Source organism: Shewanella surugensis (genome assembly GCF_023284005.1).
In the GTDB taxonomy this organism is placed as follows: domain Bacteria; phylum Pseudomonadota; class Gammaproteobacteria; order Enterobacterales; family Shewanellaceae; genus Shewanella; species Shewanella surugensis.
Genome location: NZ_JAKIKS010000110.1, coordinates 1 through 18,638, shown reverse-complemented (window position 1 = coordinate 18,638; position 18,638 = coordinate 1). Strand labels below are relative to the sequence as shown.

Genomic DNA, 18,638 nt, shown 5'->3' with positions numbered 1-18,638 from the left:
GCATTGTGGCCCCACCTGATCCCATTCCGAACTCAGAAGTGAAACGCAATCGCGCCGATGGTAGTGTGGGGTCTCCCCATGTGAGAGTAGGTCATTTCCAGGCGCCTAATACAAACGAAAGCCCTAGCAGAAATGCTAGGGCTTTTTGTTTTATTTGGCGGAAATGACACTCGAACATGGGGAAAGTAGAGAGCACATGTGTAGCATGTATCCTTTAATGTGATAGTAGGGTGAGATGGGGGTTGTTGGCGAAGCGTAGCTTTGCGCCCATTGAACGCGGAGGATTTATCCGAAGCTGGACCATTGGAAGGCGCCTCCGCTTTTTGTTTTGCCTGCTTTTTGGAAATTGACCCTCACCCAAGTGGAGGTCGATAAATGCTCCTGCAATATAGACACTTTTGCCATCCTTGGCAGTCGTAGGGTGAAGCCTTTGTGTTTATCAAACGCAGTTTGATGCATAGGGTGACCGACAGGATGTTGGGAATGCCATTTAGCCGGATGCATATTAATGGCCTCACAGCTGGTGACCGACAGGGATGTTAGGAATGCCATTTAAGCAGGACGCATTTAAATGGCCCATGACAGGCGCCTATTCGCAATGTCGATTGACACTTTTGCCATATCTATCTTGTTTCTTTCTGGATAGTCTATGGTAGGAAATTGTTCCCTGCATTCCCGACGCTCCTGTGGGTCAACGGGTCGAGTGGTGACCGGGGATGCCATTTATTCAGGTGGCTTTTTTTGCGTTGAAATTGATGTAAAATACTGATTCTCGTCTCGAGAAAGTATATGTCAATATGAGTATTATTATTCAATAAGATATAACTTTTACAATCGTCTTAAAATAGATATTGCACTACGATATTATGAGTGTTTAACGCAGGGTTATGGCTATAATTATTCCAATTTGACATATGTTCGAACTGATATCCCAGAGTCCAATGTTTAGTCGCATGAAATATGGCATTGGCGCCTATTTTAAATTGAAAATGACCGCCATAGTCTTTGGTGTGAAGCTCATTTTCCCCAAATACGGTTTTTGTTAAGTAAACCCCACCGCCGATAAGAGCAAAGGTAAATGAGCCCACTTTAATACCTGGGGTTAGATATAGACTAAAGCGTTCACCTCTTTCGTTATCTACTGATATTTGGCCTATAGTGGCACCTGCACCTAAAAAAAATCGTTTTGAATCAGAACGCATAAATACATTTTGATATTCTATATCATAAGTATATATGGTTTTATTTTGATTACTGGTAGGCTCCCCATAAAGCAATCCAATACTGTTATTCGGCATTGAGGTATCGGTTGCGTTTGCAGTGTGGAGAATTGCAGAAATAAAGAGGAAGTATAACAAAGTAATAAATCTGTACATCAGCTTTACCTTTAAATAATCATTTAACAAAGGGCTCTGTTTAATTAGAGCGAGTTATTTGTTGTTTCTAGCTTAATCACCGCTTAATACCGATACAAAAGAATTAAACGTTGCTCTATTTGTGTCCAAGCTATAGATTATTTATAGTACATATTTACTACAAATGTTTTAAAAATGATCTTTTTGTAATTATAAAGTACTATTTTGTTTGTTTGTAAGGTTGGATTGTTGAAATTAAAGGCTAATAAATTACTCAGAAAATCGAGTCAAGCTTGAGAAAAGTGATTAATGCTAAATGAGGTGTGGATTACTGAGAGAGTTTATCAGGAGGGAAAGCTTGGAAGGATTAAAGTGCTAATCATGATCGCGGCTATGGGAAGTTAGAGATATTGAATTTATTCACTATGCTGAAATTAACTATCTAGAAACTAATCGTCCAGAGAAGTCATTGGCATTATTTGTAAATGTAGAAGTAGAATAGGTACGATGAGATGTAACAGAATGGATATATAAGGAGGAGGGGATGAATGAATAGTGAGTATTATAGAGTGCGATCGAAAGTTTACGGCAGGGATCAATACGGGTGATTGGTATTAAGTTACTATTTGTGCTTGGTTAGCAAATAATTTACGTATTCTGATGAGATCTTCTGGCGTATCAATTCCATGTATTAGGGGAGAGCTGATTTCGGTTACTTGTATTGTTATGCCATAGAACAATGCACGTAATTGCTCGAGTCTTTCGTAATGCTCCAATGGGCAGCTAGGTAAAGTATGTAATTGCTTTATAATATCAGCACGATAAGCATAAACACCGATGTGCCGTCTAAAAGGAGTATGATTACTTTGCAAATCAGCAAAAGTGATCCCTTCTCTAGGATAGGGAAGTAAAGCCCGTGAAAAATAGATAGCGTGGCTAAATTCGTTACATATCACTTTGACACAATTTGGATTGTATATTTCATCTAAGGATTGAAATGGAGTGCTTAGTGTAGCCATTCCTGCTTGTGGTTGTTTCAATAAACTATAGGCAACAAGTTTGAGTGCTTTTGCTGGAATTAATGGCTCATCACCCTGTAAATTGACAATAACAGTGCTATTGTCCCATTCTAGTTGTGTAACGACTTCTGCGATACGATCTGTACCTGAAGGATGAGTGGTTGATGTCATGACCACTTTTGCGCCAAAGCGCTCAGCTTGGTGTTTTATCTGAGGGCTATCTGTGGCAATAATGATGTTTTTGGGATTAATCCCTGTTTCTAATGCTCTTTGATATACATGCCAAATAAGGGGCTTTCCCTCGATAGAAGCTAATGCTTTACCGGGTAATCGTGTTGAGGTCATTCGAGTTGGAATGACTATTTTATAGTGCATAAGTGAAGGCTCATAGTTAGTTGGTGGGCGGGAAGTGCATATGTTTTTTTATGAAATCAGCAAAGAATAGCTTGGGTTTTACATAGAGTTTTCTACATTTCCTCCAAAAATAACGTTTAACGATAATATTTTTTTTCCAATAAAAGAGTCCCGAATATGTTGGAAATGGCCATTGATAATGTTGTTGTAGTACATTTATCCAATGTTGGTATTGAGTGTCTAGAATATCAGCACTAGTCATTTTACTATTTGTATCAGTTATTTTTGAGGGTGTTTTTGTCATCAATTTATCCAGTTTTTGATGTAATAGCTGCTCATTAACTTTTCGTTGCCGATGGTATTTATGTGTTAAAGGTCTGGGATGCCATAAGTGAACGAAAAAATCATATTCAAATAAATGTGTTAAGGAATATTGAGCTAAATATCGCCTAAATCCCTTATAGTTTGCAGGATGAGTCGATTTTTTATCATGACTAAAATCTAAAGGAACACTTCCTTTTTGAGTGTGTAATGCTAATCGGCAAATAAATTCCAGATCTTCTCCGCCATGGCCTAAAAATGATTCATCAAAGCCCCTCAACTCTATAAACCACTTTCTATTAACGAGTAAGCAGCTTGTGGCTAAAGCAATACTTTCAATAATATCATTATGCCCTATCATGTAAGAGGTTAAGTAGCTTAACTGTATATCTTTATTGATTGTTTTTATGCTTTTTTTTGATGCTGCTTCTGTTAAGTACAAACAGGGAAACATCTCAAATGCGGTTATGTTTATTTTTATTAATTTATTTGCTATCGAAATGAGCCTTTTCAGCAATTCTCTAGGAACGAGGAGATCAACATCAATAAAAAAAAGATAGTCACTTTTTGAAAATTTTACCGCTTGATTTCTTGCATATGCAGGGGAATAAATATTGTTATTTAGTGGGGAATGAATATAAGTGATATTGTCTTTCTTTGGAATGTTTTTAGCTTTGTTGTTAGTGGAGTCAAATACAATGATATTCGTTTTAGGAATGTAATCTATGGCATTGATGAGGGATATTAACCTACTGTTATCTCTTTCAAATGGCCTTTTAGAATATGGAATTATAAAGGATATATTCATTTGTATGCTTTAGTCTTTTAATGGTACTGGATGGCGATATCAATGTTACATCCGCTAAACCAATTTTTAATTTTAAAATATGGTAAGAAAGAGAGTTCTTTTGTATTAATTGTTTTTATTAGTTCTATGCTAGCAAGGCTAATGTATTTAAATACTTGAATGTTATCTGATAATATCCAACCTTGAGATAATAAATTTTCAATTGATTTCTTATCAATAGGTTCATCATAATACATAACTAATTTACTATTAGTACGTTGGGCTTTAATCCTCATGGTTATTTCTTCTGCAAATGTTTCTACTGTGATGAATTGGGTTTTTATAGGCATAAGTTTATGGTAGTTTGCTGGTTTTGATGAATAAGTATCGGTTATATATTTTACGATAAAATCGTTACTATCTTCAGTATTATGTAATCCACCATGTCCTCCTTTCATTGAATATTCTAAGAAGCTAATAAGGCCGGAGTTATTATTTATGGCTAAGTTAGTTTTTGCAAACCAGCTCATTAGGGGTAAGTAATGCTCTCTATAGTGAAAAGTGTCTTGTGTGTTTTGTAAGTATTGAATATTGGGTATGAAACGTTTTTGATAAAAAAGTTCCATGAGAGAGTGGGTATAATGTTTCTGGTAATGTGTCGTCGACATGAATTTTTGATAAACGGCAGAGTGGTATTTACTAATATCTGTCTGAGGGTTGATCATTATCACACGAGAACCCCTGAAATATGTGGCCAGTAGTGCAGCAGCAAAACCACCTCCAGAGGAGCCATAAAATATGATGTTATTAAATGAAAAGTTATGATGATTAAAAAAATAATACAATGATAGAATTAATTTTTTTAGAATGTCCCCTCCTGCATCACCTAAGTACCAACCTAACTCTATCGAATTATTGAGTAATAAAGTTTCATCAGCAATGGCTATAGCTGAAAAAGGTAATGCTGTTAGCCAAGTTTCCCGTTGATATACTGGAGGGGACTTCTTTTTTCTTTGTATGGCACCACTTAGCAATACGACAAGTTCTGTACTGCCTTTCAATGACATTTTTATTGGCATATCACCAAATGATGTTTTTATTATATCATCGGTTATTTCGCATTCGAGCAAAATACTATTCCTATTTGTGTTTGAATTTAACAACTTAATACTTCTTCAACTAATTTATTGATATCGAGAGTATGATCTCTATTACTAGATTGATATAACCCATTCTGGTAATGGGGTTTTCTAACCGTATTTTTTTCAGATATACCCGAGGTAAAGGATACTTCACCTTGGATTTTATCTTCTAATAAAAACTGATAATTCCCAGCAATAGTATTATCTTCTGGAAAGTATAACCCTTTCATTTTCTCTTTATCAAAATGATAACGGCTAACACTTTGAGATCCATGACCATTAAACATGTGTAACTTTTTATTTTTAGTGCTTATTATAAACTCATTTCTTGATACTTTGTCAATCTTATTTGATTCATCTAAATGAAAGTTAGTTTCTACCTCCAGCTCTTCTTCATAATCGTTAATAATGTAATCGGTAACAAAAAAGCTTGTTTCATTAATTTCAAGTATTCTTATATGAAGAATATCTTTTTTTAGTAAGTGGGGATTATAGCCAACACAAATTACCCCACTTTTTATTTCTGAAACGAGCAATAATCCACTGCCATATGGTTGTTCTGCTCTTGTATCGTATTCAAAGGCGGGAAATCGTAGACTATTATGACCAGCAAGACTTCTTGCATATTGGTTGAAAGGGTTACGGTAGTCGAATCCATAATTACCTGAATCGACAAACAATCTTTGATTTTTGTAACATAGCTCAAAATTTAGCTCATCAGATTGCTTATGAGTTTGAGAATGGTGCCAACAAGTAAAGAATAGATCCCATTTTTCAGAGCGATAAATCATTAAGCCAGCTTGTTTATCAAAAAAAATCTGTTTCTTAGCTTTATATTGATAACCCGCCGTCCTATAAGAATCTCCTAATTGAGGAAGAGTCCCATCAGGATAAACCAATAAATGCGCGATTTGTTTCATTTTATCTCTAGTATCAGAGAGTTGATGGTTATCACTATTCGTAAGAAATAGCTCAATAAATTTCAACATGGTGAAATGATAAGCAGATGAATGCTCTAAATGGACACCCATGTCACTGATGCAGTGACAAATACTTTCGGTAAATCGTTTATTTGCAATCGTTAAATAATAATCTGCTTCAATATCAAAAAGGTGGCTATATTCGTTAAAAAACTTAACGATTGCGATATCTTGATATTGTCCATGATTATGTTTTTCAACATAATTTTCTTTTGTAATTAACCACTCTAGATGATTAAGGATATCATGGTATAAATCATCAGTTCGCTTTTTTGAATAGAGATATGATAAGACAAAAAGTCTTGCTGTGACGCTTATTTCATTCCAGCAATAAGAAGTAGGTTTCTCACTGCGAAACTCCGGAGTCGCATATCTTAGCCTCCAAGATGAGTATATTGTATAGGCTTGATCGATATCGTCAGATTCAAAATCTTTAGAAAGATAGATGAGTGATGTTAACCAGAGATCGTTAACATTGAGATCTGTTAGCTCATTCCAAGTATCATCGGAAAAAAAAATTGTTTTTCCTTCAATGGTATAAAATCCTTTTTCCACCGGTTGTTTGTAAACATAATTGTGGATGCTGCTATATTTCATCAATGACCTCTTTTATAAAAAACTTTTTTAATAATCCGATATCAAAGTGCTCTCTAGCATACAACTTATTGGCTTTAGGTTGTATTTTAACCTCTAAAATTGCAGTGACAGCATCATCAATATTATCGACAACGGGATAGCCGGAATAAACAGAACTTGCGCCTTCCCAAGGGAATAAAATAGCGTTACACCCCGTTGCTAACCCCTCTGCAATGGCGGTATGGCAGCCTTCTACCATACTCGTCGATAAAACCGTATTGATTTTTTTAAACCAATTTGCCATATCAGATCCAGGTTCATCAAAATAGATAGCATCACGTAAGAGGTGGTTTTTTGAAATTTTATCAAAGAGATATTTAAACTTTATCTTTTCATTAGGATCAGACCAGATGAAATCAAATTCCCAAGGCATTTTTGAGCGAATATATAGTCGATAGCGACTGTCTATTTGAATTAATTTTTCCATGATTTGAATGGCTCTATCAAATCGTTTTATGCTAGTAGGGACTATGCCGACCAATCCTAAATTAAATTCATATCCAGGCATTTTCTCTCTGTCGAAATCACGGCAGTTAACATACTGAGGAAAAACGGAAATTTTTTCTTTATGCCAACCAAATTCGGTTACACATTGTTGTTTTATTTCAGGGCTAACTGTAATGTATTGATCAATGTTTTCTTGTTTTAGCTTATTTGGGAAGTCAGTGTTTAATTCAAAACGATGTAATCGAATAAATAATTTTTGATGTTTCTTTTTATTTTTTGAATACCATTCAGCAGGTCCAACACACCATTCTGCCCATATCACATCGGCCCAGTCTAGCATTTTTTTTGAATTTTCAATATTACCAGTTGCAGTATATTTCCATTGATCTATTTTTACTTGAGCGCCAGATTTTATTAACTCTTCTTTAAACTTATTAATAAATTTAATGTCATGTGAGGCAATGAGTATTTTTTTATTTTTAAGTTCTTTATTGAAATTGAATATTTTTGAAATACTGATAGAGATGGATTTAAATGTATATTTTTGTGCGATATTCTTTACTTTTTTCGCCCATAGTTTTTCTTTTTCTCTATCTAGAGTTGTGATGGTTTTTATATCACTTAATTTATTAATATAATATGGGTAATTATCACCCAATAAGCGAATGTTAGCATTTGTTTTATTTAATATGGGTAAAGTACCTACGCTCATGGATTCTAATAATTTTGTGGATACTTCATTGATGTAGTTGAATTTATTAGATCTGAAATTATATGAAAAAGTGGATTTAGCGACTTGTCTAATGGTTTCTTCTCTTTTCATACCTCCTAGCCACAGGATCCCCTTTGTATTAAGTTTGTTTTTCATTCGTTTTACGAAAAATTTATCTTCTTTGTTATGATTAAACTTATCTCCAATATAGATTTTTTTCATATTCATTTTATGATCTATATACTCTTCGACTAAATAATCTTTATCGGATTTTCCAGTGTAAATTATTTGTCTTTTTTTAATTGTTTTAGCTTTATACTCAGGAACCATCGGAGATAGGATTTCAACTTTCCCTGAAAAAATACCATGTTTATTTTCTATTAAGGAACGTGCTCGTTCAGTTTGAACCAAAATGTTATTAATCTTTTCATTAGATCTTATCATTTTATCAATTACTTGATAGTCATTGTTTAAGTTAATAATATAAGGCGTGATAATATATTCAGATTTATCTAATATATAAGCAAGAAATCGATCACCTCTAATGACAACACTGTTGATATCATGACTATCAGAGATGATTTTTATGATCTGAAGTAAGCCGTAGGGTGATAAGGAATCTTTATACTCATTGCCTAAATAGTCATCATTTGATGGGTCAACGAGTATAACGGCTTCATCTAATCCGGTTGCTAATTTATTATCTGGCGAAACTTCATGCCTAGTGACAAGAAACACTTTGTTTCCTGCTCTTGATACCACATTAGAAATTGACTGTAACCAAACAGAAGAACCATCGATGATATTAAAGTTAACATCTGCAAATATAATTATACTCATGAAATCCACTCCAAATTCAAAGATTCTAGTTCTTTTTCATATCCAGAGTCTTTGAAATATATTAGATATTTATGCCTTTTTATTTTATTTATTTCAACTTCGACTCTTGCAGTATCAATAGGTGTGTCAATATACAATAGATTTATATCTTCACTTATATAATCTAATTCTTTTGTTATATTTGAGCTCGATGTTATCTTTATTTTTTTTCCAATATATTTTATATTTTTTTCTTTGAAATTGTCTTTTATTTGTTTGTATTCGTTAATGTCTATTGTATAATCAAATAGTGCTGGCAAATCAATAGAGAAAAGAGTGGTTTTATCATTGACTAGTATAAGATTATTTTCTTTTCTTATTTTTAAAAAAAGTAATATTAGTTTGTTATCACTTCCAATTTGATCATAAATAAAACATCCGCTAAAGATCCCATTTTTTTTGAAATCAGATGAAAAAATAAATATATCACATCCTACTGGATGAATAGAATCCATTTCAAGTTGATATCGACTGATATATTCACATTCATCTTTTTTAAACGTGAGTAGTTTTCTTTCTCCTTCATCAAATATATGTATAGTAGGAGGTTCAATCGATTTTTTTGAGAGGATTTTTATCCATTTTACTTTTTTTGATTGTTTTTTTAATCGGTTTGTTAACTTATTTAAAAATGACATGTTTTATTTACCAATAGTGTTAACGGGGGCGTGATGCATTTTTTTAGAAAAAATGATGTTTTAATAAATTCTTCATATTTAATAAAAATGACATTATTTAAACTAGAAATCGATACTGTAATACTGTCCATTGTTTTTGCTCGATATAGTATAGAGACAAATTGAGAGACGACTTCAGCTTAAAGCGAAAACATGCAGCTTAGTCTCAAGTAAGTTATTATTTTATATTTAAAGAGTTACGGATGGGTTAGGATAATAATCATATTGAATAGATTAAGCTGCAAAGCTTGATTTGTCTATTTGTAAGCTAAGTGCGCCATTGCTTCCTAATACGGCATTAACGATACGTTCACTGGTGTGCCCATCGCCATAAGGGTTGATGGCATGGCTCATGACTTGGTAAGCTAGTTCATCATCGAGCAATCGTGTTGTTTCTTCCACAATGGTTTTATCGCAGGTACCCACTAAGCGTACTGTTCCGGCCTTCACTGCAGCGGGTCTCTCTGTGGTATCACGCATACACAATACGGGGATCCCTAAAGTTGGTGCTTCTTCTTGTATTCCGCCAGAGTCAGTTAAAATGAGGTAGCTTTTCTTCATCAAATAGACAAAAGGAAGGTAGTCTTGAGGCTCAATTAAAAAGACATTGTGGAACCCAGAGAGATTTCTTTTTACGGGTTCTTGTACGTTGGGATTAAGATGAACAGGATACACAATTTGGACATCATCACGAGAGGCTAAGTTGGCAAGCGCTTTACAAATACGCTCAAAACCTTCACCGTGATTTTCACGCCGATGGCCAGTGACCAGAATCAATTTTTTATCGTGCTGTAAAAATGGAAATTGCTTAGCGAGTTTATCTCGCATGTTTTGATCGCTGTCTATTTGCTGATTAACATCGAGCAGAGCATCGATGACTGAATTACCGGTGACGAAGATGCTATCTGGTGCGATGTTTTCTAAAATGAGATTTTTAAGTGAGCCTATAGTGGGCGTGTAATGCTGATCAGCAATACTGCCTGTGAGCATTCGCATTCCTTCTTCCGGCCAAGGCGAGTAGATGTTACCTGTGCGTAATCCCGCTTCAACATGACCCACAGCAACTTTATGATAATAAGCAGATAAAGTACTTGCAAATGAAGTGGCTGTGTCACCATGAACGAGTATTCTTTCAGGATTAAATTGAGCGAAAATGGGTTTAAGTCCATGTAAAATGGCGGTTGTGACATCGGTGAGATCTTGCCCTGGCTTCATAATGTTTAAATCATAGTCAGGAACAATGTCAAATAAGGCTAAGACTTGATCTAACATCTCCCTATGCTGACCTGTTACACATACCTTAATATTGACATCATCTCGAGCGTTGAATGCTTTGATGACAGGGGCCATTTTAATGGCTTCAGGCCGAGTGCCAAAGACTATTAAGATCCGTTTCGTGGTTATCATATCAATCTCCTTATGTTTTTATGTAAAACCAATATCCACTTGAATCTGTGCTAACCTGTGTTTCCAAGTATGTTGATCTAGCACAATTTCCTGGATGATTTTTGCATCTTTTAATCTCTTGCTTTCTTCTTGTAAGTATTCATGACAAAGACTCACAACCGAATCTGCATTTTGGATTTGGACTATATGGGAGCCAAAGATATGTTTTATGGCATAAGAAGGCGTGCTGAGCATTGGACTGGCACATGCGGCTAATTCAAATACACGCCTTGATAGCATGGTATGAGAGCTTTGAACGGTATTAAAATTGATATACAGTTGGTATCGCTTATAAAGAGAATAGACCGCTTGTTCGGATACTGCGGGTCGGCAATTTTCTTTTAGTGAGTCGGGAAAGCTACACGATTGCTCAGAGCGCCAAAAACGATCGAATATCACTAATTGATGTTGTTTTAATGCCAAGAGCATTTTCTGTTGATCTTCACTACGTTTAGGGAATTCATTACCATAAAAACCGCCTAAAAAAGCAATATTAGATAGTCTCTGTTGCTGTGGATATACCAAATGTAATTTGGGTTGTGCGGCAAACATAAGGATACTGATACGATCAAAGTGATGATCTAAAGCCTGATATCTCGGAATACAGTTCACATCAGTGGTGTAAAGCGTATTGAAAAGTATGGCTGCTTGTGCGAAGCGTTTAAAGTGAATAGGATCTTCTTTATTCCAGAAAACGGTAGGTATTGATTTTTTTTGACAATATAGAGTCAGTTTTCTTAATGCCGATGTTTCTACTGATTTGTCTAAATCGACTATTTTTTTTTGCCAAGTATTTTTATACCCTCTCCAAGCAGATTCTACAAACAACAGATCGGGTTTATGAATGTTAATACACCAGCGCCAATTTAAAGGTGTTAAATGGATCAAGTGTGCTTCTTCTATTAAACCTAAGTGAGTGGCTTCATCGACGATAACGGCAATTTTAAGTTTTTGGTGCATAGTAACTTGGCTATATTTAAATGGCTAAGACCACGGCTGCGGCCATAGTGATTTGAAAGATAATTTGGGTAATATCTTTGGCTAATTGGAAGCCTTTTTCATCAGGTTTTGAGATGACGAATATCTCATCGCCAGGACCAATAATGTGAACTTCAGACAATTTCCCATTAGCGGTGATAAAGCTGCCATTGGGTTTCATGATGAGAATATTCATGTCATCAAGATCGGTATTGGTCCCTCCAGCCTTATCAATGAACGCTTCAATATCCAATTTTGGATTATAGGCAATAGCCGTTGGGAACATGACTTCACCGTGGATCATAATGAGATTACGTTTTGCTGGAATGACGATACGATCCCCTTGCTGGAGAATAATTTGATTGAACTCTGCTTTATCAGCAAGTAACACTTGGCCTTTAGGTTCAACTTGCCTTGCTTTCTCTATCCATTGAAGAATAATCTTAGATTCTGCTTGCCTCAGTTGAGCTGTTTCTGTGGTATCGGAGCGTTTAGTGAGAACATTTTGTTCTAGGGCAGATAAAGAGGCTTGCAACATATCATATTGTCTCTTCGCTACGGATTGACGGTAAAGCTGAACAGCATCTTGATTTGAAAGAGTGGTAAATTGAGTTCGGGCAAGTAAATCCGCTAGGCTAGCGCCCCAAGGTAGTACCATTTCTTGAGCAGAATTATGTTCGCCAATTAAATCGATGCTGATACTGTTTGCCCTTAATTGAGAACTGACTTTGATAAGAGCGCCTGCGGGGACACTGATATATTTGGCACGGGCAAGGGTATATTGTTTAGCATTAACTGGGCGATTGCTCGCGTCATAAGTCTGATTAGGTTGAGGTTGCGTGTTAGAGATAGGGCGAGCAGACTCTGCGGCAATGATGGTGACATGTGTTGCTTGCTCATCAACAACAACAGCATTAAGGATTTGAGCGAGATTGGAGTTTGATGCTAATTCATATTGGCCACTGAAGCCAACGTTACCTTCAACGGTCACTTCTCCTTGTTTGGGACCGATAAAAATGACATCGCCATTTTGAAATTGTTGGGAAGGAAGGGTACCAAGTTGCAGAAAGTCATATAAATCTATTTGTTTAAGTGTCTTGTTGTTGCGTTTAAGTTGAATGTTGCGGTAACTGCCGATATCTTCTCTTATGCCGCCAGCTTGATCGATGAAACGTAAAACACTATCAGCACTTTGTCCTTGATAGAGACCCGGTTTGTTGACCATACCCGATAGAAAAACTTTTATTTGTTGGCTTGACATCAGTGACACATAAACTTCAACATTGGCTTTATAAACACGTTTAACGCTGTTGAGGATTACCTGATTGAGCTTGGCATTGGTGACGCCTAATACTTTAATCGGGCCTACCTTGGGAATGAATATATTACCTTGAGGATCAATGGTCACTTCAGATTGATAATCGATTGCCCCCCAAACTTGAATAAGCAGTTTGTCACCTTGTGTTAAGTGATAATTGGGATCGGTGGCAGAAAAAGAATATTGGCTGAATCCACCACTGAATAACCAATCGCCATAGCGTTGCTCATTATGACTGCTATAAATACTGGTGGTTTTTTCAGCTGTCGCTTCTTGTTGTAATGAAACGGATGCAATGGCAGGAAAGAGACTCACACAAAGCCCTGTTATGACGATGAGTCGTCGCATTAAATATTTCATTCTCTGTGATCCTTAACAATAGCGATGATTAGCCGCCCTACAAGATAAATGAGTAATAACACCACAAACCAAGTCATGATGTTATAAAGGCGTTTAGGGTAAAGACTGTCTTGGGCAATACGAGGCTGTTCAACAACGAGCAAATGTTTTAGCTTTTTGAATGATTCTGTACGGATCCTTTCTAAGCTAGCCAATGAAGATTGATAAAGATCAGTTGCTAGACGAGTGTTGAGCTCAATTTCTTTGAAATCTAAGTTGACTTTATTCAGTGAAGGTTGATTGGGTTGTATTAGTTTGTGTTTTTCTTGTTGTAATTGCTGCTCTAATGCTTCAATTTGATATTTTTTGGCGATGATCTCACTGGCATCATTGCGCATGTAGGCGTTAAGTGATTTGAGCTCTGCTTGCTTGGTCATAATTTGTGAAGCAAGTTGATTCATGGCACTAAGCAAAGCGCTGCTTTGTTGTTCTGGATTGTATAACTTGGACTTATCTTGAAAGTTGATTAATTTTATTTGTTCTTTTTTAAGCTTGTCATAGGCTCGATTGACTTCTTCTTCAGCATACTGCATTTGCTGCTTTGCCATTTTCTCACCTAATTGATTGATGAACTGTTCACTTATTATTAGCAAGGATTGCGTTAATTTTAGAGCGTAATCAGGTGTATACCCTTGTATTTCGACGGTGAGTATTTCGGATAGTTCATTGTATTGAATCTTTAAATGATCTTGATAATATTGTATAAAATCTTCTTTAGTACTCTGATTATTCAAACGACTGACGAGATCCCATTGGCTATTTTGATAATGTCGTTTAAGGTAAAGCTTGTTATCGAGTGCTAATGCCATTTCTGGCGATTGGATATATTCTTGTAATATTAGGGCGTCACGCATAGAAGGAGAAGCTGTGCCAATGGCCGCGAGTCCAAGCAATGGAAGTTCATTGCTACCACTTTGTTTTACGATGAATTGAGTTTGACTCACATAGCGAGGGGAAGCCATTAAGCTGAAATAAATAACGACAATAATGGATGCCAAGATAACCAGCGCAAAGGAGCCTAATTTTGCCCAAGTTTGATATAAGGTCTTTCGGGTGGTGATGTAGGCTTTTGAGTCCGCTAAAAACAATTTTGGATCGCGACGTAATTTTCGAAACTTACGCTGGGCTGGACTCAATACCATGGGGGGATGATTGCTTTTCTTGAGTGCGTCTGTTTGCTGACTATTTGGCATAAGTTGATTGATACTCTTTAATGGCATCGGTGAGCTTGTCAAAATAAAATAAATTTTGATGTTTGATCACTAAGCCTGCTTGGCAATGTTGTTTGAGTTCAGATATCGAGTGATTGACCATAATGAGTTTTGTTTTGGCGTATTTTTCTTCTAATAAGGCTTCACTTTTTTGCTTAAAGTTAGCATCGCCTACCGCACTGAGTTCATCAATCAGTAAAATATCAAAATCAAAGTCAAATGCCATCGTTAATCCGAAAGTGATCCTTGAGCGCATACCACTGGAGTAGCTCTTGACCGGCTCATCAAAAAATTTACCTATTTCGGCAAAATCTTCGACTTTATTTTCAATTGGATAAGTATTTTTATAACCATGAATACGAGCAACAAAACGCACATTTTCTCTTGCAGTCATTGACCCTTGAAGACCTCCTTGTAAACCTAAAGGCCATGAGATATTGAGGGGTGAATGGATTTGACCTTTACTGGGATTATCGGCCCCTCCCATGAGGCGAATAAGTGTTGATTTTCCTACACCATTAGGCCCTAGAACGGCAATGTTTTTGTCTGTAGGAAGGCAGAGGTTAACGTTTTTAAAAACATAATGAGGTCCTTTTTTCGTCAGGAAATATTTACTTAATTTATCAAAATAAATCATAAGTTGATAAACCTTTGGCGAGATAAGTGAAATAAGGCTAGCCCAGAACTAAAACTAACTAAAGCGCAAAAACTCAAATAAAACCAGCTTCCTACAGGGCTCTCATAAGCTTTGAAAAAACTATCTCTACTCAGTTCAATCGCATGAAAAATGGGATTCCAATCCAATAAATGCCAATATTGAGGAGGGATCATGACGGCGCAAAAAAAGATCCCAGAAATAAAAAATAAAGGTCGAGTAATCATCGCGGTAAATTTACTCGCATCTTTCCAGTAACTAATTGCTGTACATAGGATGAGTCCTAACCCGACAGTAAAAATAATCAGTAAGGTGCTTGCGCTGAGTAGACCGAGTACATTATCTGGCCAAGCATTAAACCCTAGCCAAGCCATGACACTAAATATGAGTACATAAACTAAAAGAAATGTTACTAACTCAATGATAATTCTTGTAATTACTGGATCGATGGCGGTGACTTGCCGATAGCTCAATAAGCCTTTATTGGCATCGACAGCGGCTGATAATTGAGTGAGTAAATTGCCAAATAGTTTGAAAGGTAACATGCCAGTAAATAAAAATAATGCTATGGGGATGTTGGAAACACTGTTACGGCCAATGATTGAAAATACAATCCCCATAATCATCACTTGAGCAATAGGTTCTGCTATGGCCCAAAAATATCCGAGTCGATTATTACCAAAGCGTGTTTTGAGTTCTCGCATCATTAATGCAAAAATAACATCAAACATTATTTGGCGGCTTGTTCTTTTTTGAACTACTATTTTTTGGAGTTCTTTCGAATGAACTAAATAGGACATTTTTATGAACCTTTTAAGTGTTCTTAAAAAATAATGAAAATAAGGTGTTCAGTATTTATCATTTATAATGATAGCGATTTATTGTAGTTGGTACTAACCTTTTTATATTATGTGAATAGAAATTGGTATTACATTTTATTCATTAATTTTTAAGTCAATTTAATTGTGAGTATTATGTAAAGTAAAAACAGCCTTAGTCTAAATGTATTAATACTTTAATGGATGTATACCATAATAACGAGTTAATTAACTAGGTTTATGTTTAGGTTTACTTTTATTTAGGCATAGCTACCGCACTAAATGATACCCTTTACATTATTTATTTAAAATATTATGTTTTTCGGTTTTTTAATTTTATGTTTAAAGTCTTAGTACAATAGAATTAAGACTGATCATGAATAAAGTCAATAAATCGTCTTATTGATGGCTCTATAACAGCTTTAATAAGACGATTTTTATCGTTGCTTTAAATAGCCTTTATACTTTGTATGATAAAGCTTAAATGTGACATTTTTATTCACTTAGTTGTATGAAGATAACAACTTGATATCTTTATGTCTATATTGTCTTTGCTTTTTGCCTTATCACATTTAATGTAAAGCTAATAATTGTCTGATTTACCTGTCATAAAGTTTTAAATTCATTATTTATTTTTCATCTTAGCTAGCAGAAAGCAAGTTTGTCATTTTCGTTATTTCAATATCCCATGTCTTATTATTCTTTATAAACTCTATATCTTTGCTTATGGTACTCATTATTTCAGGGTAATTATGCATTAATAATAATATGTTTTTTTTCAGTGAGTTAATGTTTTCCGGTTCAGTGAATAGTACCGATTTAATGCCTTCTAGTAATTCGGTTAAGGCTGGAAGGTGCGATACTATGATAGGTAAACCATGCCACAATGCTTCCATAGGTTTGAGAGGGGGGACCATTCGAGTGACTTCACAATTGATGCGTGGAATAACGACACTATGATATTGAGGATAGAGGCTCATCATCGCATTTTGAGGGATTTTACCATGATAATTAATATTATTACTTGCCAGTTTAGAGAGTACCTGTTTTACAGTTTCTAGATAAGGGCCGTCACCATAAATATCGAGACTAATTTTATAATGCGTTAATTCTGATACTGCACGAATGAGAATTTCAACACCTTCATAAAAGACGAGGCTACCTGCATAAAGTAGCTTGAACTCTTGCCCTTTTCGATAGGAACGCAATGTTTTTGTTGCCATAACGCTATGAATGTCTATCCCGTTATTCAATATTAAAGTGGGTATAGACTTATTATGATGGTACTTACTTCTCATGATATCAGTAATAAAAATATTGGCACTGGCGTGATCTAAAACGAACTGTTCCATTCTATCTTCATAATTAAATTGCTCACTATTTCTGAATTCAAGAGATTTGCTGCCACCAGTAACATGCCACATGCCCCTCGCTTCATAAATGAAAGGTATTTTACATTTACCCCCAGCTAAATAACCAGCCAAGCCATTGATATAGTTTGAAGATGCTTGAATAATATCGACATTGCGATAGCGAACAATATCGGCAATTTTTTGAGCATACTGTAAGGCATATTTCAAATCGCTATCAACTTTATATTGTCTTGTTCCTGTTATGGCAATAATTTCAATTCCTTCAATCCATTGAGTGGACTTTTTTGGCAGTGTTCTATGCTTGGCGAGATCCCAGGGATAGCCTAAGCGTGTGACGATAAGGACTTGGTAACCTTGTGCTTGATAAGCTTTGGCTTCATATAATGTCCTGAGTGCGTAGCCTGCACTATCATAAGGCAGGCTGTTATGCACTACGAGTAATATGGTCTTGCAAGCTTTGATTGAATAAAGTTGCTTTGCATTAATGTTTGTAAGAGAGGAGTTGAGTACTCTGATACAGTGAATTAATCGATTTAAGCGCTTTATATCATGTTTTTTTTTATTTTTTATTTTTAAAAGTAATAAGAGTGGGAGTGTTATATAGCCTCTTTTAATTAAAAGGCTATGTCGTTTAAGTAATGATTTTCGTTTGTAAATAAAAAATATGATACTTGGATAGTAAATTTTAGTGAGGATGAATTTTGTTATCTTTGAGTAAATTAATTTATGCCTAAAGCTTATTAATATTTTATACATGCAACTAAATCTCTAAAGGAGAGGGACTCTTTATTTTTAGGTGAGTTTATGTTGTTCTATCTAGGGTGGTTTTTGTTATGTCATTGGAGGATAACTCTTGAATATGGATAGTAAGGTCATTATTGTCTTTTTTATATAGGTAAGTGCTTATGTAAAAGTTTACAAAGGTTGGGTTTAGCCTCAGGGGCAGATCGTGAACGTTATTTGAGCAATTTCAAGGGAATATTGACCTGAACAAGTGCTTGTGATCTTATACTCCTTTTAAATGATACCCCGCACTAAAACTGGACACTCAATTAAGCGACTTTTTGCTGTTCATAATGCAGTGGGCTTTGATACCCAATTGCACTATGCCTTCTTGTTCGATTGTAATCA

The 18,638-nt window shown here is 35.4% G+C and carries 15 protein-coding genes and 1 rRNA gene; 1 reads left to right on the top strand and 15 read right to left on the bottom strand.

Annotated features, from left to right (window positions below; translation table 11 throughout):
- Positions 1-103, top strand: a 5S ribosomal RNA gene (gene rrf / locus L2764_RS20770); the annotation flags it as partial.
- Between the two features lie 182 nt (positions 104-285).
- On the opposite strand, the gene L2764_RS20765 is transcribed toward rrf, so the two are convergent.
- The 15 genes from L2764_RS20765 to L2764_RS20695 all read right to left on the bottom strand — a co-directional run bounded on the left by L2764_RS20765 (position 286) and on the right by L2764_RS20695 (position 17,939).
- Positions 286-552, bottom strand: a complete 267-nt coding sequence (locus L2764_RS20765) for a hypothetical protein (protein ID WP_248942259.1) — start codon at positions 550-552, stop codon at positions 286-288.
- 287 nt (positions 553-839) lie between these two features.
- Positions 840-1,376 carry an acyloxyacyl hydrolase gene (locus L2764_RS20760; RefSeq protein ID WP_248942258.1) on the bottom strand — a complete coding sequence of 179 codons (537 nt, stop codon included), beginning with the start codon at positions 1,374-1,376 and terminating at the stop codon, positions 840-842.
- Positions 1,377-1,969: 593 nt separating this feature from the next.
- Positions 1,970-2,749 carry a 3-deoxy-manno-octulosonate cytidylyltransferase gene (kdsB, locus tag L2764_RS20755; RefSeq protein WP_248942257.1) on the bottom strand — a complete coding sequence of 260 codons (780 nt, stop codon included), beginning with the start codon at positions 2,747-2,749 and terminating at the stop codon, positions 1,970-1,972.
- Between the two features lie 16 nt (positions 2,750-2,765).
- The gene (locus L2764_RS20750) at positions 2,766-3,857 is read right to left on the bottom strand and encodes a glycosyltransferase (RefSeq protein ID WP_248942256.1); all 1,092 of its coding nucleotides are present in this window, start codon (positions 3,855-3,857) and stop codon (positions 2,766-2,768) included.
- Positions 3,858-3,874: 17 nt separating this feature from the next.
- Positions 3,875-4,966 carry a hypothetical protein gene (locus L2764_RS20745; protein ID WP_248942255.1) on the bottom strand — a complete coding sequence of 364 codons (1,092 nt, stop codon included), beginning with the start codon at positions 4,964-4,966 and terminating at the stop codon, positions 3,875-3,877.
- 26 nt (positions 4,967-4,992) lie between these two features.
- Positions 4,993-6,555 (bottom strand): heparinase II/III domain-containing protein, encoded by a 1,563-nt coding sequence (locus L2764_RS20740; RefSeq protein ID WP_248942254.1) that lies wholly within the window; start codon positions 6,553-6,555, stop codon positions 4,993-4,995.
- Positions 6,545-8,593 carry a glycosyltransferase family protein gene (locus tag L2764_RS20735; protein ID WP_248942253.1) on the bottom strand — a complete coding sequence of 683 codons (2,049 nt, stop codon included), beginning with the start codon at positions 8,591-8,593 and terminating at the stop codon, positions 6,545-6,547. The genes L2764_RS20740 and L2764_RS20735 overlap by 11 nt, the downstream gene beginning before the upstream one ends.
- Entirely contained in the window at positions 8,590-9,270 is a 681-nt protein-coding gene (locus L2764_RS20730; RefSeq protein ID WP_248942252.1) for a hypothetical protein, read from the bottom strand. The genes L2764_RS20735 and L2764_RS20730 overlap by 4 nt, the downstream gene beginning before the upstream one ends.
- Before the next feature lie 273 nt (positions 9,271-9,543).
- Positions 9,544-10,716 carry a non-hydrolyzing UDP-N-acetylglucosamine 2-epimerase gene (gene wecB / locus L2764_RS20725; RefSeq protein WP_248942251.1) on the bottom strand — a complete coding sequence of 391 codons (1,173 nt, stop codon included), beginning with the start codon at positions 10,714-10,716 and terminating at the stop codon, positions 9,544-9,546.
- Positions 10,717-10,734: 18 nt separating this feature from the next.
- On the bottom strand, positions 10,735-11,715 hold the full coding sequence (locus L2764_RS20720) for a CgeB family protein (RefSeq protein ID WP_248942250.1): 981 nt from the start codon (positions 11,713-11,715) through the stop codon (positions 10,735-10,737).
- A 16-nt stretch (positions 11,716-11,731) separates the two neighbouring features.
- Positions 11,732-13,411, bottom strand: a complete 1,680-nt coding sequence (locus L2764_RS20715) for a polysaccharide biosynthesis/export family protein (RefSeq protein WP_248942249.1) — start codon at positions 13,409-13,411, stop codon at positions 11,732-11,734.
- Positions 13,408-14,670 carry a KpsE/RkpR family capsule polysaccharide export protein gene (locus L2764_RS20710; protein ID WP_248942248.1) on the bottom strand — a complete coding sequence of 421 codons (1,263 nt, stop codon included), beginning with the start codon at positions 14,668-14,670 and terminating at the stop codon, positions 13,408-13,410. Before L2764_RS20710 ends, L2764_RS20715 begins: the two co-directional genes overlap by 4 nt.
- Entirely contained in the window at positions 14,633-15,298 is a 666-nt protein-coding gene (locus L2764_RS20705; RefSeq protein WP_248942247.1) for an ABC transporter ATP-binding protein, read from the bottom strand. The genes L2764_RS20710 and L2764_RS20705 overlap by 38 nt, the downstream gene beginning before the upstream one ends.
- Entirely contained in the window at positions 15,295-16,047 is a 753-nt protein-coding gene (locus tag L2764_RS20700) for an ABC transporter permease (protein ID WP_248942246.1), read from the bottom strand. The genes L2764_RS20705 and L2764_RS20700 overlap by 4 nt, the downstream gene beginning before the upstream one ends.
- 728 nt (positions 16,048-16,775) lie before the next feature.
- Positions 16,776-17,939 (bottom strand): glycosyltransferase, encoded by a 1,164-nt coding sequence (locus L2764_RS20695; protein WP_248942245.1) that lies wholly within the window; start codon positions 17,937-17,939, stop codon positions 16,776-16,778.
- Positions 17,940-18,638 lie beyond the last annotated feature (699 nt).